At 68.4% G+C, this 13,976-nt stretch carries 11 protein-coding genes; 8 read left to right on the forward strand and 3 right to left on the reverse strand.

Annotation, left to right across the window (positions count from 1 at the left end):
• Positions 1–26 precede the first annotated feature (26 nt).
• The gene (locus WMN78_RS08570; protein ID WP_340533332.1) at positions 27–1,712 is read right to left on the reverse strand and encodes a PucR family transcriptional regulator; all 1,686 of its coding nucleotides are present in this window, start codon (positions 1,710–1,712) and stop codon (positions 27–29) included.
• A 121-nt stretch (positions 1,713–1,833) separates the two neighbouring features.
• Between WMN78_RS08570 and WMN78_RS08575 the strand changes: the two genes are divergently transcribed.
• Both WMN78_RS08575 and WMN78_RS08580 read left to right on the forward strand, forming a co-directional pair.
• The gene (locus WMN78_RS08575; protein WP_055800804.1) at positions 1,834–3,321 is read left to right on the forward strand and encodes a CoA-acylating methylmalonate-semialdehyde dehydrogenase; all 1,488 of its coding nucleotides are present in this window, start codon (positions 1,834–1,836) and stop codon (positions 3,319–3,321) included.
• A gap of 26 nt (positions 3,322–3,347) precedes the next feature.
• Positions 3,348–4,721, forward strand: coding sequence for an aspartate aminotransferase family protein (locus WMN78_RS08580; RefSeq protein WP_340533333.1), 1,374 nt, complete (start codon positions 3,348–3,350; stop codon positions 4,719–4,721).
• Between the two features lie 94 nt (positions 4,722–4,815).
• Here the strand turns inward: WMN78_RS08580 and WMN78_RS08585 are convergent, their stop codons facing one another.
• Positions 4,816–5,169: a hypothetical protein gene (locus tag WMN78_RS08585; RefSeq protein WP_340533334.1), complete on the reverse strand. Its 354-nt coding sequence runs from the start codon at positions 5,167–5,169 to the stop codon at positions 4,816–4,818.
• Between the two features lie 225 nt (positions 5,170–5,394).
• Here WMN78_RS08585 and WMN78_RS08590 point away from each other — a divergent pair, with 225 nt between their 5' ends.
• The 4 genes from WMN78_RS08590 to WMN78_RS08605 all read left to right on the forward strand — a co-directional run bounded on the left by WMN78_RS08590 (position 5,395) and on the right by WMN78_RS08605 (position 8,154).
• Positions 5,395–5,613, forward strand: a complete 219-nt coding sequence (locus tag WMN78_RS08590) for a hypothetical protein (protein WP_340533335.1) — start codon at positions 5,395–5,397, stop codon at positions 5,611–5,613.
• A gap of 213 nt (positions 5,614–5,826) precedes the next feature.
• Complete coding sequence (locus WMN78_RS08595) at positions 5,827–6,492, forward strand: hypothetical protein (RefSeq protein ID WP_340533336.1); 666 nt, start codon at positions 5,827–5,829, stop codon at positions 6,490–6,492.
• 107 nt (positions 6,493–6,599) lie between these two features.
• A complete protein-coding gene (locus tag WMN78_RS08600) occupies positions 6,600–7,415 on the forward strand; it encodes a YcnI family protein (RefSeq protein WP_340533337.1) in 816 nt (271 codons plus the stop codon).
• A 100-nt stretch (positions 7,416–7,515) separates the two neighbouring features.
• Positions 7,516–8,154, forward strand: a complete 639-nt coding sequence (locus tag WMN78_RS08605) for a DUF4232 domain-containing protein (RefSeq protein ID WP_340533338.1) — start codon at positions 7,516–7,518, stop codon at positions 8,152–8,154.
• A gap of 21 nt (positions 8,155–8,175) precedes the next feature.
• Here the strand turns inward: WMN78_RS08605 and WMN78_RS08610 are convergent, their stop codons facing one another.
• Complete coding sequence (locus WMN78_RS08610; protein ID WP_340533339.1) at positions 8,176–8,646, reverse strand: DUF4383 domain-containing protein; 471 nt, start codon at positions 8,644–8,646, stop codon at positions 8,176–8,178.
• A 143-nt stretch (positions 8,647–8,789) separates the two neighbouring features.
• Between WMN78_RS08610 and WMN78_RS08615 the strand changes: the two genes are divergently transcribed.
• Together WMN78_RS08615 and WMN78_RS08620 are read left to right on the forward strand one after the other, a co-directional pair.
• Positions 8,790–10,292 carry an FAD-dependent oxidoreductase gene (locus WMN78_RS08615; protein WP_340533340.1) on the forward strand — a complete coding sequence of 501 codons (1,503 nt, stop codon included), beginning with the start codon at positions 8,790–8,792 and terminating at the stop codon, positions 10,290–10,292.
• A gap of 199 nt (positions 10,293–10,491) precedes the next feature.
• On the forward strand, positions 10,492–13,976 hold a 3,485-nt coding region (locus WMN78_RS08620; protein ID WP_340533343.1), incomplete at its 3' end, for a DNA glycosylase AlkZ-like family protein.

Below are 13,976 nucleotides of genomic sequence, written 5' to 3' on the forward strand. Positions count from 1 at the left end.
TCGGGAGTGGTCGGGCAGGGTCGGGTTCACAGCATCCGGAGCCGGTGCAGCAGGAGGGCGACGTGCAGCGAAGTCCGGGATTCGGCGTCATCAAGGTCCACAGCCAGGAGCTCCTCCAGCCGGGCAAGCCGGGCATACAGCGTGGGTCTGCTCAGGTAGCCGCTCCGTGCCAGTGCCGCCTTGTTTCCGCCGGATTCGAGGTATTGTCCCAGCAGGTCCAGGTGCCCGGCGCTCCCCCGGGCCTCGGCCTGCAGCAGGCTTTCCAGTTCGGACTCCACGAACTGCTGGACGCGCGGATCATTGCGCAGGAGGGCCAGCAGCCCCCGCAGCCGGACGTCGGTGGCCCGGTAGAAGGGTTTAGTGCCCCGCAGCGTCGCCGCCGTTTCGGCGACGTGGGCAGCCTCATCAATTCCCGCCGCTGCCTCCAGCAGGGACGTCCGCAGGCGTCCGACGCCGATGGTCCAGGCCGGTGCCGCTGCCCCCCTTCGGCGGATGCCGCCGTCGTCCGCTACTTGCGTACCGCCGCCGCCCGCCTGCACCGCCAGCGCGTCCGCCAGCCGCTGCAGGGTGGCGTCCTCAAGCTGCTTCGCCGGGAGCGCGAGGATCATGCCCACCGACCCGGACTGGATGCTGGCGGTCAGCGCGCTGCCCGCCGTGGACTTGACCACCTTGGCCAGCAGTTCCAGGAGGGCGCGTTCCTCCTGCTGGCCGGCGAGGGGATCGCGGGACGGTGCGGCATCGGACGTTGCTGCAGCCGGCGCAGACGCGCCGATGCGGTAGACGATCGGCACATAGAGCGGCGAGCGTTTCAGTCCCAGTGCGCCGGCGCGCGCCAGGGCTTCCGCTTCGCCGAGCCCCCGCGGGTGGCGCAGCGCGTTGAGCAGCCCGGCCTGGGCCTGCTGGCCGAGCTCGCGCCGGTCCCGTTCGGCGAGCCGGTTGATGGCGAGGGTCTGTGCCGCGCGCTCAAGCACCATGGCCGCGGTCTCCTCGTCGTCGGGGGTTACCGGAAGGACCAGCCGTCCCCACAGCTGCTCCCGGACACCCACCGGAACCTGCAGCCAGTTCTCCGGTCCGGTGCGCACCGTCCTCCCGGACGAGGGGGTGGTCCGGGAACGGCGCTCCCAGTCGTCCAGTAGCTCTGTGGTGGCAAGGCCCTGCGCCGAATAGGCGAGGACCAGGTGGGACAGGTCCTCCAGCACCACCGGCGCTCCGATCATCCCGGCAGCCTGCTCCACCACCCGCTCCGTACCGGCGCTCTCCAGGCTGAGGACCGTGAACGCCTCGTGGACGTCGCGGGCGCGTTCCACGCGTTCGAGCTGCTCCGCCACGATCAACCGGTGCACCACCTCGGTGACCTCGACGAAGCGCACCCGCCGCTGCACCACGATCACGGGCAGTGTGCATGACTTAGCCGCCGCCTGTAGCCCCGCCAGGCTGCGGCCCCGCTCCCCCACCAGTTCCACGATCAGCCCGGCGGCCGAGGACTCCTCCAAGGAGCGGATGAACGACGCCGTGGCGTCCGGCTCCTTCTCCAGCTCCAGTCCGGTGGTAAGCACCAGTTCACCGCCGGAGAGAAGGCTGGAAATGTCCAGCAACTCGCTGACGTGAACCCAGCGCACCGGTGCATCAAGGCCGGCCTCACCCCCGAGGATCTGCGGCGCGGCGGCGCGAAGCACGGGGAGGCCCAGAATCGTGCGGAGGGTTGGCAGCATTTACATAGTGTAACGGCGGTCACGTTTTCCTTTACACATCGCCCCTTATGGCGGCCGTCAGCCGGCGACAGACTGGACGCAACGCATGAAGCGACCACAAGCCACCACCTGAGGAGATTCCTTGAACATCGTCGAGCACTGGATCAACGGCAGCTACGTCCCGGTCGGCGAGCGCACCGCGCCCGTCACCAATCCGGCCACCGGAAAAGTCACCGCCCAGGTGGCACTGGCCAGCACCGAGGACAGCAACGCCGCCATCGCCGCCGCGAAAGCCGCGTTCCCGGCCTGGCGCGACACGTCCCTCGCCCGCCGCACGCAGGTCCTCTTCGCGTTCCGGGAGCTGCTCAACTCCCGCAAGGACGAGCTAGCCGCGATTATCACTTCGGAACACGGGAAGGTCCTCGACGATGCCCTCGGCGAGGTGACCCGAGGCCAGGAAGTGGTCGAGTTCGCCTGCGGCATCCCGCACCTGCTCAAGGGCAGCTACACCGAAAACGCCTCCACGAAAGTGGACGTCCACTCCGTCCGGCAGGCCCTCGGCCCGGTGGCCATCATCAGCCCGTTCAACTTCCCGGCCATGGTCCCCATGTGGTTCTTCCCGCTCGCCATCGCGGCCGGCAACACCGTCATCATCAAGCCGAGCGAAAAGGACCCGACGGCCGTCAACTGGATGGCCGAGCTGTGGAAGGAAGCCGGGCTGCCGGACGGCGTCTTCAACGTCCTGCACGGCGATAAGGTGGCCGTGGACGCCCTCCTCACCCACCCTGACGTGAAGGCCGTTTCCTTCGTTGGTTCCACGCCGATCGCCAAGTACGTCTACCAGACGGCCACGGCCCACGGTAAGCGGGTCCAGGCCCTTGGCGGCGCCAAGAACCACATGATCGTGCTGCCCGACGCCGATCTGGACCTCGCGGCGGACGCTGCGGTCAACGCCGGCTTCGGTTCCGCCGGGGAGCGCTGCATGGCGATCTCGGCCCTTCTGGCCGTGGGCGACATCGCGGACGACCTCGTGGCCAAGATTGCCCAGCGCGCCAATTCGCTGCGCACCGGCGACGGCCTCCGCGGCTGCGACATGGGTCCGCTCGTCACTGCCCAGCACCGGGACAAGGTTGCCGGCTACGTGGACGCCGGCGAAGCTGCCGGCGCCACGATCGTCGTCGACGGCCGCACCATCTCCCCGGACGCCGAAGGCGAAGGCTTCTTCGTCGGCCCCACCCTCTTCGACAACGTCACCACCGACATGTCCATCTACCAGGACGAGATCTTCGGCCCGGTCCTTTCCGTGGTCCGGGTGGAGACCTATGACCAGGCCCTCGAGCTGATCAACAGCAACCCGTACGGCAACGGCACCGCGATCTTCACGAACGACGGCGGTGCGGCCCGCCGCTTCGAGAACGAAGTGGAGGTGGGCATGGTGGGCATCAACGTCCCCGTCCCGGTCCCGATGGCCTACTACTCGTTCGGCGGCTGGAAGAACTCACTATTCGGCGACACTCACGCCCACGGCACTGAGGGCGTCGGCTTCTTCACCCGCGGCAAGGCCGTCACCTCCCGCTGGCTCGATCCCAGCCACGGCGGCATCAACCTCGGCTTCCCGCAGAACGCCTGACCGGCGCTCCTTCGAAAGGAACAGTCATGACTTCCACGATTGAAAGCGGCATCCTGCCCCTGTCCGATGATGCCAGCTCGGCCCGCCGCGCCTACGAACTGGACCGCAAGCACATCTTCCACTCCTGGTCCGCCCAGGACCTCCTGGATCCGATGGTCATCACCGCGGCCGAGGGCTCGCACGTGTGGGACGGCGACGGCAACAAGTACCTCGACTTCTCCTCCCAACTGGTCAACACCAACATCGGGCACCAGCACCCCGCCGTCGTCGCTGCCATCGCGGCGCAGGCCGCGAAGCTGTGCACCATCGCCCCGAGCTATGTCAACGACGCCCGTTCGGAAGCCGCGCGGCTGATCGCCGAACGCACGCCCGGGGAACTGGACCGGATCTTCTTCACCAACGGCGGCGCGGACGCCAACGAACACGCCGTCCGCATGGCCCGGCTCCACACTGGCCGCCACAAGGTCCTCTCCGCCTACCGCTCCTACCACGGCGGCACCCAGCTCGCGGTCAACCTCACCGGCGACCCCCGCCGCTGGCCCAGCGACACCGCCAGCATGGGCACCGTCCACTTCTTCCCGCCCTACCTCTACCGCACGGCGTTCCACTCGACCACGGAAGAGGAGGAAAGCCAGCGCGCGCTGGAGCACCTCGAGCAGCTGATCAGCTTCGAGGGGCCCGCCACCATCGCGGCGCTGATCCTGGAATCCGTTCCGGGGACCGCCGGCATCTACATGCCGCCGCCCGGCTACCTGCAAGGCGTCCGGGATCTGTGCACCAGGCACGGCATTGTGTTCATCGCGGACGAGGTCATGGCCGGCTTCGGACGCACCGGCAAATGGTTCGCGGTCGAGCATTTCGACGTCGTTCCGGACCTGCTGACCTTCGCGAAAGGCGTCAACTCCGGCTATGTCCCGCTCGGCGGTGTGGCCATCAGCCCCGAAATCGCCGCGACCTTCGGGAAGCGCGTCTACCCCGGCGGCCTCACGTACTCCGGACACCCGCTGGCCACAGCAGCCGCCGTCGCCACGATCAACACCATGGAACGCGAGGGCATCGTGGAACATGCCGCGTTCCTGGGCGAAACCGTCATCGGCCCTAAACTGGCCGGCTTCGCCGAACGGCACCCCTCGGTGGGGGAGGTCCGGGGAACCGGCGTGTTCTGGGCCATCGAGCTCGTCAGGGACCGGAGCACGCGGGAGCCGCTGGCACCCTATGGCGGCTCCAGCCCGGTGATGAACGAGCTCGTCGCGGCGTGCAAATCCAGGGGCCTGCTGCCGTTCGCCAACTTCAACCGGATCCACGTGGTCCCGCCGTGCAACACCAGCGTGCAGGACATCGAGGCCGGCCTGGCAATCCTTGACGACGTCCTGGACATCGCCGATCAGGCCATCGCCTGACCGCTCCGGCGGCAGCCGTCCACCAGCCGGGCCCGGGTTCCCTTACGGACTGAACCCGGGCCCGGCTGGTGACTGGCGTGCCGTAACCTGCCGGTTAGGGAGCGTCCGCGTTCGGAGCGTCCGGGCGCTGGTCTCCCTTATGGCCGCGCAGGTTGTCCTGGACCTTCCCGAACAGGTCCTTGATGGTGGACTCCGTGTTGGTGAGCATGTCCGGCTGGACGTAGACGTTCTGCGCCGGCGGCAGGCTGTAGTGCGACTGCAGGCCTCCCGTTCCGTCAACGCCGTCGAGTGCGATGGTCACTCCGCCTTCTTTGCGCGCAATCGCACTGATCCGGCCGAACACCAGTGTGAATTCATCCGGCTGGAAGCTCACGGTGTGCCCGATGTGCGTCCTGTTGAGTTCGCTGGCCGCAACGGCTTTCTCATTGCCCGTACCTGAATAGTCCATGGTCTTCTCCTAGGGATGGTGGCAGCGTATGCCAGCAGTCTATGGCGGCCCCCGGGTGCGGCATAGGGGATGCTGAGCGCCTGCACAATTCACTCCGACTCCCCTCGGCACTTCATCCATTGAGTGCTTCCACGCCCGGCGGCTTAGATGAACAGTGTCGGCGTTGACCACCAACCGCCGGCACCGGAATCAACCACGCTTCAGGAACGGCAACGGGGACTATACGTGACTACGCAGAACAAATCGGTGATCAGCCCTACGGGCTGGGACGACGTCGAGGTGGGCGAGAGCGTCCAGCTGAGCCGCAACGGCCGCATCGAATACACCGGGCAGGTGGACGACCGCACTGCCGACGGTGACGTTGTGTGGATCAGGTCCACCCTTGGCCGCAGGCGGCTCTTCCATGTGGGCGACGGCTACCAGCTGGCCGGGAGCAGCTTGTGACAACGGCAACCGACGCACCGCAGCAAACCGGCTCCGGCACCACTTACTGTGAGGATGACTGCCACTACTGCTCCGGGCCCGAAACGGACTAGCCGGCCCCGTGCTGTTCCCCGGTTAGAATTGCAGGGATCCGCCACCCCGCTTTAGGCCACCGACGCTTTGGCAGGCGCGCGGAACGAAGCCGGCAACGAACCGATCCCGAGGGAGGACTCCGTGCGCACTCACCACGCCCGGACTCCTTTCCATTCCCTTCGCGCGGCCATGGTCTCCGCGATGATCGTGACCCTTGCAGCAGCAGCCCACGTCGTTGGCGGCGGCGAACTGCCGGCACCCGGCATCATGGCTGCCGTCCTTGCCCTGAGCGGCATGGCAGCCACTGCCGCCACCCGGCTCAAACTGAACTTCGCCGCGATGGCTGCGCTCCTGGGCACCGGGCAGCTGGTTCTGCACGAAGCTTTCAGCGCCTTCAGCTCCCCCGCCGGCACGGGACAGCCCGCCGGAACCGGACAGTACCCGGGGCACCACACCGCCTTCGCCCCGCTGACAGGCCTGCCGTTGACCGGCGTCCCGCTGGATGCCGCCGGCAGCGCGGCCGCCCACCTGCACCAGTTCGACTCCGCCTGGGCCGCCGGCCTGATGCTGGCCGGACACGCCCTGGCCACCCTCGGGTGCGCCCTGCTGCTGGCCAAGGGCGAGGCGGCGCTCTGGTCCCTCGCCGCCTGGCTCCGGCCCCTCGTTCAGCTCCCCGAAGCGGCAATGCCCGACGCCGTTGCGGCACCTGCCGCCGCCGGCTGGCCGGCGGATTCCGCTCCCCTCCCCTGGCGCAACCTCAGGGCCGACTGCCTGCGCGGCCCGCCCGCCGCCGTCGTACTTTCCTGACACCTTCCCGGCTCCGCCCCTGCTGATCCGCCGTTCCCGGCGGTCCGCCACCCGAGCCGGACACCACCCCATCGTTTTGTGCACCCGCCTTAGCGCGTCATGCACCCATGAAAGGCCCACTCTTGAAAAAGTTCTCACCCACGTCCTTCCGCCGCGCGCTCTCCGCAACCGCCGTGGCCGGCGGCACCGCAGCCCTCATGCTGGCCGGAGCCGCCGCCGCCTCCGCGCACGTCGGCGTCACCCCGGACAAAACAGACGCCAACTCCTACGCGCTGCTCACGTTCGGCATCCCGCACGGCTGCGACGAATCCGGCACCACCAAGGTGACCATCACGTTGCCCGAGGAACTCAACGACGCCCAGCCCACGGTGAACCCGAGCTGGACCGTGGAGAAGGTTGTGGAACAGTTGCCGGAACCAAAGAAGCTGGCCGACGGCGCAACCATCACCAAGCGGACCAGCCAGATCGTCTACACTGCCAAGTCACCGCTTGACCCCGAACTCCGGGACGCACTGGTGCTCTCCGTCAAGCTGCCCGACACAGCCGGCAAGACCCTCCATTTCCCCACCTTGCAGAACTGTGAGCAGGGGCAGACGGACTGGTCCGAGATCGCCAAGGACGGCCAGGACCCGCATTCCCTGAAGGCCCCGGCACCGTCGCTCACCGTCACCGCCGCCGCCGCTGACGGTCACGGCAGCCACGCGTCAACGTCCGCGGACACAGCAGCGGAAACCGCCGGCGCTGCGCAGGCCTCGTCCGTTACCGGCTCCGTGTCCGACGACGGCTCACAGGCGCGGAGCTGGGCGGGCCTCGTTGCCGGCTTCGGCGGACTTGTCCTCGGCGGGACGGCGCTGATGCGCAGCAGGAACCGGAAGCCCGCCGAAGCCCCGGCTTCCGGAAACGCTTCGGATCCCCGGAAGTAGGGCGCAGGATTGATGCCCGGAAATCACAATCCGGGCATCAATCCGCGGCAGCGGTCGTGGCATCGTTGACTCAGGCAACCGCGGGCGTGAAGGTTGAGCCATGAGGTCTCAGCCAATTAAAAACGGATTTGCCATCACGACGGCGGTCGCGGCCGCCGCCCTCCTGCTCACCGCCTGCGGTCCCGGCCAGCCGCAGTCCCAGGGAACTCCCGCGCCGGCCACGGTTTCCAGCGCTCCGTCCACCTCCTCCGCGCCCGCAAGCCAGGCGCCCACCAGCACGCCGCCGTCGTCATCGTCGCAGTCCGCGGCGCCCGCTGGCCCGTCACGCTGCAAGGCTGCCAACCTGACAGTGTCGCAGGATGCGACCGGCGGGGGTGCCGCCGGCAGCGTCTATTCCCAGCTCATCCTCACCAACTCCGGCGCCGAATCCTGCCTGCTCCGCGGCTTCCCGGGCGTCTCCCTCACCGCGGACGCCAACGGCGAGCCCCTCGGGGCCCCGGCCCGGCAGGACGGGGCCTCGCCCGTTGCAGATGTGATGCTTGCCCCCGGCCAGGCGGGAGCCGCGGACATGCGCTACACGCAGGCGGGCAACTACCCGGACTGCACCACAGCGCAGGCAGCCGGCTACCGGGTCTACCCGCCGGAGGAGACCGCCTCGCTGTTCCTGGCCGTGCCCCGGACGGCCTGCACCAACGACTCCATCGAGCTTTTGACGATCGGGGCGTTCCACACCCGGTAGGAGCTCAGGGCCGGTAGGACCTTACACCCGGGATTCCCGCAATTTGGCGGGCGCATCGCGGGAGAACGCCACACCGAACCCGATCGTGGCCATGCCCAGAACTAAGTGAAGCCAGTTGTCTGCACTATTCACGGGGAGAATGTTCACGGGCGAGTCCTGCGCCAGGAACTGCCCAAGGGTCCATAAAACCAGGTAGAAAACCCCTGCACCGATAAGGAAGTTCCGGGCGGGCAACGGACGCCGTGACATCAGCACCCCGGCAACTCCGGACAGCAGATGGATGAGATTGTGCAGCACGGACACCTGGAAGACGCCGAGGAGCATTGCCTCTGATCCGTGTCCCGCGAACGCCAGCGAACCATAGTTCGCGGTGATGCCCGGGATAAACCCCAGCACTCCGATAACGAAGAGCCCTATGCCCACGATGAGTGACGACTTCTGGACGTTCTTCCGGAAGCCATAGGCGGCGCTGGCGGCCTCGGTAGTTTTCATGGTGCCGCTCCTGTTCCCCGGTCACGCTGCTCATGACATGATAAGTCTACTTATGAACTCCTTCGGTGTCCCGCAGATGACGTCCCGGAAACGGGGACCCGCGGGACTCCGGCCCGCGGGATCGGGGAAAGGCAGGCAGGACCATGACCTCGCTCTGGTTGGACCGCAACCACGCCTTCCACAGCGATCAGTTCCGTCCCCACAGCACGTTTGACACCGTGGTGGCTGGGGCCGGGCTGACCGGGCTGGTGGCTGCACTGCTCCTGGCCCGCTCCGGCCAGACCGTGTTGGTTGTCGAAGCCAGGAGCCCGGGCGCCGTGACCACCGGCAACACCACCGCGAAGGTCTCCCTCCTGCAGGGCACGGTGCTGCAGGCGCTGCGGCAGCAGTACTCGGAAAAAGTGGTGGGTGCCTACGTCGAGATGAACCGGGAGGGACAGGCCTGGCTGCTCCGGTACCTGGCAAACCGGGGCGTGGCTTTCCAGCATCGGGATGCCTACACCTACGCCACCTCCGTGGAGGGAACCGAAGTACTCCGCCGGGAGTTGGCCGCAGCCCAGGCCGCGGGCCTTGCTGCGGAGTACGTGCACGATCCAGGGCTGCCTTTTGCCGTCAAAGGGGCAATCCGCCTCGGCGGACAGGCCCAGATTCATCCCCTGGAAGTCATCGATTCCCTGGTGGATGACGTCCGCTCGCACGGCGGGCACATCGTTTCCGGGGTGCGGCTGAACGGACTCCAGGGACTGCGCGGTTCAGGTCCGGTGGAAATCCGCACTGATCACGGACCTCTGCGTGCGCGGAACGTCGTGCTGGCCACGGGCACACCGGTTCTGGACCGGGGGCTCTACTTCGCCAAGCTCAAGCCGCTGCGCTCCTATGCGGCAGCGTTCGAACTGCCCGGAACAACGGCCGTCCCGGACGGGATGTTCCTTTCCGTTGAGCAGCCGGTCCGGTCCCTGCGCGACTATCCCGCAGACGGCCGACGGCTGCTCCTGGTGGGCGGCAACGGGCACCCGGTGGGCCGGGCGAGGTCAACACAGGCCTACCTCGATACCCTGATCGCCTGGACTTCGGCACAGTTCCCCGGCGCCAGGCTCACGCACTCGTGGTCCGCCCAGGACTACCAGGCCACCAACCTGATGCCGTTCTTCGGCAAGCTGCCGCGAGGACAGGGCCGGGTCTATTTCGCCACCGGCTACAACAAATGGGGCATGACCAACTCCGTGGCCGCCGCGCTGGACATCACCGCCAGCATCCTCGGCACGCGGCTCCCGTGGGCCAACATCATCCACCACCGCGTCAGCTCCCCCGCCGGAGCCGCCTCCGCCGTATCACTCAATGCCGCTGTTGCGGCCACGGTGGCGAAGGACTGGGGGCAGGTGGGGCTTAAGCGCCTGGACGAGTGCGGGGAGCGGCCGCCTGAAGGGACAGGTGTTGTGTCCCTGCGCGGCCGGAAGCCAGTGGCCGTGTCCACGGTGGACGGCACCAGCTGCACACTGTCCGCCGTCTGCACCCATCTGGGCGGCATCGTCCGCTGGAACGACAGCGAAAAATCCTGGGACTGCCCGCTGCACGGCTCCCGCTTCAGTAGCGACGGGACGGTGCTGGAAGGACCGGCCACGCGCGATCTGCGGCAGATTGACTGACCCTGAAGGGACAGCTTCGGCGCCAGCCAGCAGGCCCGCCGGGAGCGCCGCCGATAGTGTCAGTGCCGTAGGGCATGATGGAGGAATGCAGGAGAAGGAGCCCGCCGGCGGCGCATTAGGTGAGACACCGTCCGGCGACACACCGACAGGCGGCACGCCATCAGGAACGCCGGCTGGCGGGCCTTCTGCCGCGCCGACCATGGACCGGTTCAGCCAGTCCACCCGCGAGTGGTTCCTCGGTGCGTTTTCCGCGCCCACCCCGGCCCAGAACGGCGCCTGGAACGCCATTTCGTCCGGTTCCCATGCGCTGGTGGTCGCCCCCACCGGCTCCGGCAAAACCCTCGCGGCATTCCTGTGGGCGCTGGACCGGCTCCAGTCCTCCGCGCCCGCCGAGCCTGAGGCACTGCCCGGCCTGGACCCGGCCGCGGCCAAAGGCAGGAAACCGAAGGCACCGAAGCGGAAGACCCGCGTCCTGTACATTTCGCCATTGAAGGCGCTAGGCGTCGACGTCGAACGCAACCTCCGCGCGCCGCTCATCGGCATCACCCAGACAGCAAAACGGCTGGGACTGCCCGCCCCGCTGATCACGGTGGGCGTGCGTTCCGGGGATACGACGACGGCGGACCGCCGCGCGCTGCTCAGCCACCCGCCGGACATCCTCATCACCACGCCCGAATCCCTGTTCCTGATGCTTACGTCCAGGGCGCGGGAAACGCTGGCCGAGGTGGACACCATCATCGTGGATGAGGTCCACGCCGTCGCCGGAACCAAGCGCGGCGCGCACCTTGCCGTGTCCCTCGAACGCCTGGACGCGCTTTTGCCCAAGCCCGCGCAACGGATCGGCCTCTCGGCCACGGTGGAACCGCGCGAACTCGTGGCCCAGTTCCTGGCCGGCTCGGCCCCGGTGGAAATCGTGGCCCCGCCTTCCAAGAAGAACTGGGACCTCACGGTCTCCGTCCCGGTGGAGGACATGTCAGATCTGCAGGGGGCAGCCGGCGCCTTCGACTCCGGCCCGGCCTCGGGGCTGCAGCCGCAGGCGTCCATCTGGCCGCATGTGGAGGAGAAAATTGTGGACCTGGTGCTGGCCAACCAGTCCACCATCGTGTTCGCGAATTCGCGCCGCCTCGCCGAACGCCTGACCGCGCGCCTTAACGAGATCTATGCCGAACGCCAGCTGGTGGTGGCGGGCGGCGGCTGGGGAGAGTTTGGCGTCGGCGCGCCGGACTTCGAAGCGGTGACTGCCGCTGGCCGGGCGGGCGGCACACCGACGTCCACGGCAACTCCGGCGCACATGATGGCCCAGGCAGGCAGTACGGCCGGCGCCGACCCGGTGCTGGCGCGGGCGCACCACGGCTCCGTGTCAAAGGACCAGCGGGCGCTGATCGAGGACGACCTCAAGTCCGGCCGGCTGCGGTGTGTTGTGGCCACGTCCTCCCTCGAGCTCGGAATCGACATGGGCGCCGTGGACCTGGTTGTCCAGGTGGAGTCGCCGCCCTCCGTGGCCAGCGGCCTGCAGCGGGTGGGCCGCGCCGGGCACCAGGTGGGCGAGGTGTCCCAGGGCGTCCTGTTCCCCAAGCACCGTGCCGACCTTGTGCACACCGCCATCACCGTGGAACGCATGCTGGGCGGCAAAATCGAACGGCTCAGCGTTCCCGCCAACCCGTTGGACATCCTCGCACAGCAGACCGTCGCCGCCACCGCCTTGGGCTCCATCGACGTCGAGGAATGGTTCTCCACCGTCCGCCGGTCCGCGCCGTTCGCCTCCCTGCCCCGCTCCGCGTTCGAGGCCACCCTGGACCTCTTGGCCGGCCGCTACCCGTCCGACGAATTCGCCGAACTCCGGCCGAGGATCATCTGGGACCGCAACGCGGGCACCATCGAAGGCCGCCCCGGAGCGCAACGGCTGGCCGTGACGTCCGGCGGCACCATCCCGGACCGCGGGCTCTTCGGCGTCTACATCATCGGCACCGAAGTGGAAGGCTCGGCGTCGCCTCCCTCAGAAGGAAAGGCGGCCAGCCCGGGCGCATCGGCTGCCAAGGGCGGGCGGCGCGTGGGCGAACTCGACGAGGAAATGGTCTACGAATCCCGCGTGGGGGACGTCTTCGCCCTCGGTGCGACCAGCTGGAAGATCGAGGACATCACGCACGACCGCGTCCTGGTCTCTCCTGCCTTCGGCCAGCCGGGCAAGCTCCCCTTCTGGAAGGGTGATTCGCTGGGCCGGCCGGTGGACCTGGGACGCGCACTGGGCGCTTTTGTGCGTGAGCTCTCGGCGTCCGACGTCGGCCCTGCCACGGAACGGTGCAAGGCCAGCGGTCTCGATGACTTCGCCGCCAACAACCTGATCCAGTACCTCGCCGAACAGAAGCTCGCCACGGAAGTGGTCCCCAGCGACACCACCTTGGTGGTGGAGCGGTTCCATGACGAACTGGGCGACTGGCGGGTTGTCCTGCACAGCCCGTTCGGCATGCCCGTGCACGCGCCCTGGGCCCTGGCTGTGGGGCAGCGCCTGCACCAGCGCTACGGGATGGACGGTTCCGCGATGGCCGCGGACGACGGCATTGTGCTGCGCGTACCCATGATGGAGGACGAACCGCCGGGCGCCGAGCTGTTCCTCTTCGAACCCGAAGAACTCGAACAGATCGTGACGGCGGAGGTGGGCGGCAGCGCCCTCTTCGCCTCGCGCTTCCGCGAGTGCGCCGCCCGGGCCCTCCTGCTGCCCCGGCAGAACCCGGGGAAGCGGCAGCCCCTATGGCAACAGCGCCAACGGTCCGCGCAGTTGCTTGACGTGGCCCGGAAGTACCCCACTTTCCCGATCGTGCTGGAAACAGTGCGCGAGTGCCTGCAGGACGTGTACGACCTCCCGGCGCTGAAGGACATCGCAGCGTCCATTGAGCGGCGCGAACTGCGGATCCTGCAGACCACCACCCAGCAGCCCTCCCCGTTCGCGAAGTCCCTGCTGTTCGGCTACGTGGCGCAGTTCCTCTACGAGGGCGACTCACCGCTTGCGGAGCGCCGCGCTGCCGCGCTGGCACTGGATTCGACCCTGCTCAACGAGCTTCTGGGCAGAGTGGAGCTCCGCGAACTGCTGGACGCCAAGGTCATCGAAGCCACCGAGCGCGAACTGCAGCGGCTCGCCCCGGACCGCCGGGTGCGCGGCATGGAGGGCGTCGCGGACCTCCTGCGCCTCCTCGGCCCGCTGACGCCCGACGAAGTTGCCGCACGGCTGGAACCCGCCGCCCCGGCGGCTGAGCCCGCAGCTGTTGACTCCACGGCGGCGGTTGAGTCCCCGGCGGCGGTGGAGCCCGCCGGAACCGCCGGGGCCGAGTCGGCTGCGGCCGAGTCCGCGGAAGCGACCGTAGCGGACGCGGCCGCCCACCTCGGCGCGCTGCAGCGGGCCAACCGCGCACTCCGGGTGAACATCGGCGGCGTCGAGCGCTTTGCGGCGGTGGAGGACGCCGCCCGCCTGCGGGACGCCATCGGAGTGCCGCTGCCCATGGGAGTGCCGCTGGCGTTCATCGAGCCTGTGGCCGATCCCCTCGGCGACCTCGTCTCCCGCTACGCCCGCACCCACGGACCCTTCACTGCAACGGAAGCCGCGGCCCGGCTGGGACTAGGCGTCGCCGTCGTCAGTACCGCGCTGAAGCGGCTCGCTGCGGACGGCCGCGTGGTGGAAGGCGAGTTCCG

It is taken from the genome of Arthrobacter oryzae (assembly GCF_037911235.1).
GTDB classification, from domain to species: Bacteria; Actinomycetota; Actinomycetes; order Actinomycetales; family Micrococcaceae; genus Arthrobacter; species Arthrobacter oryzae_E.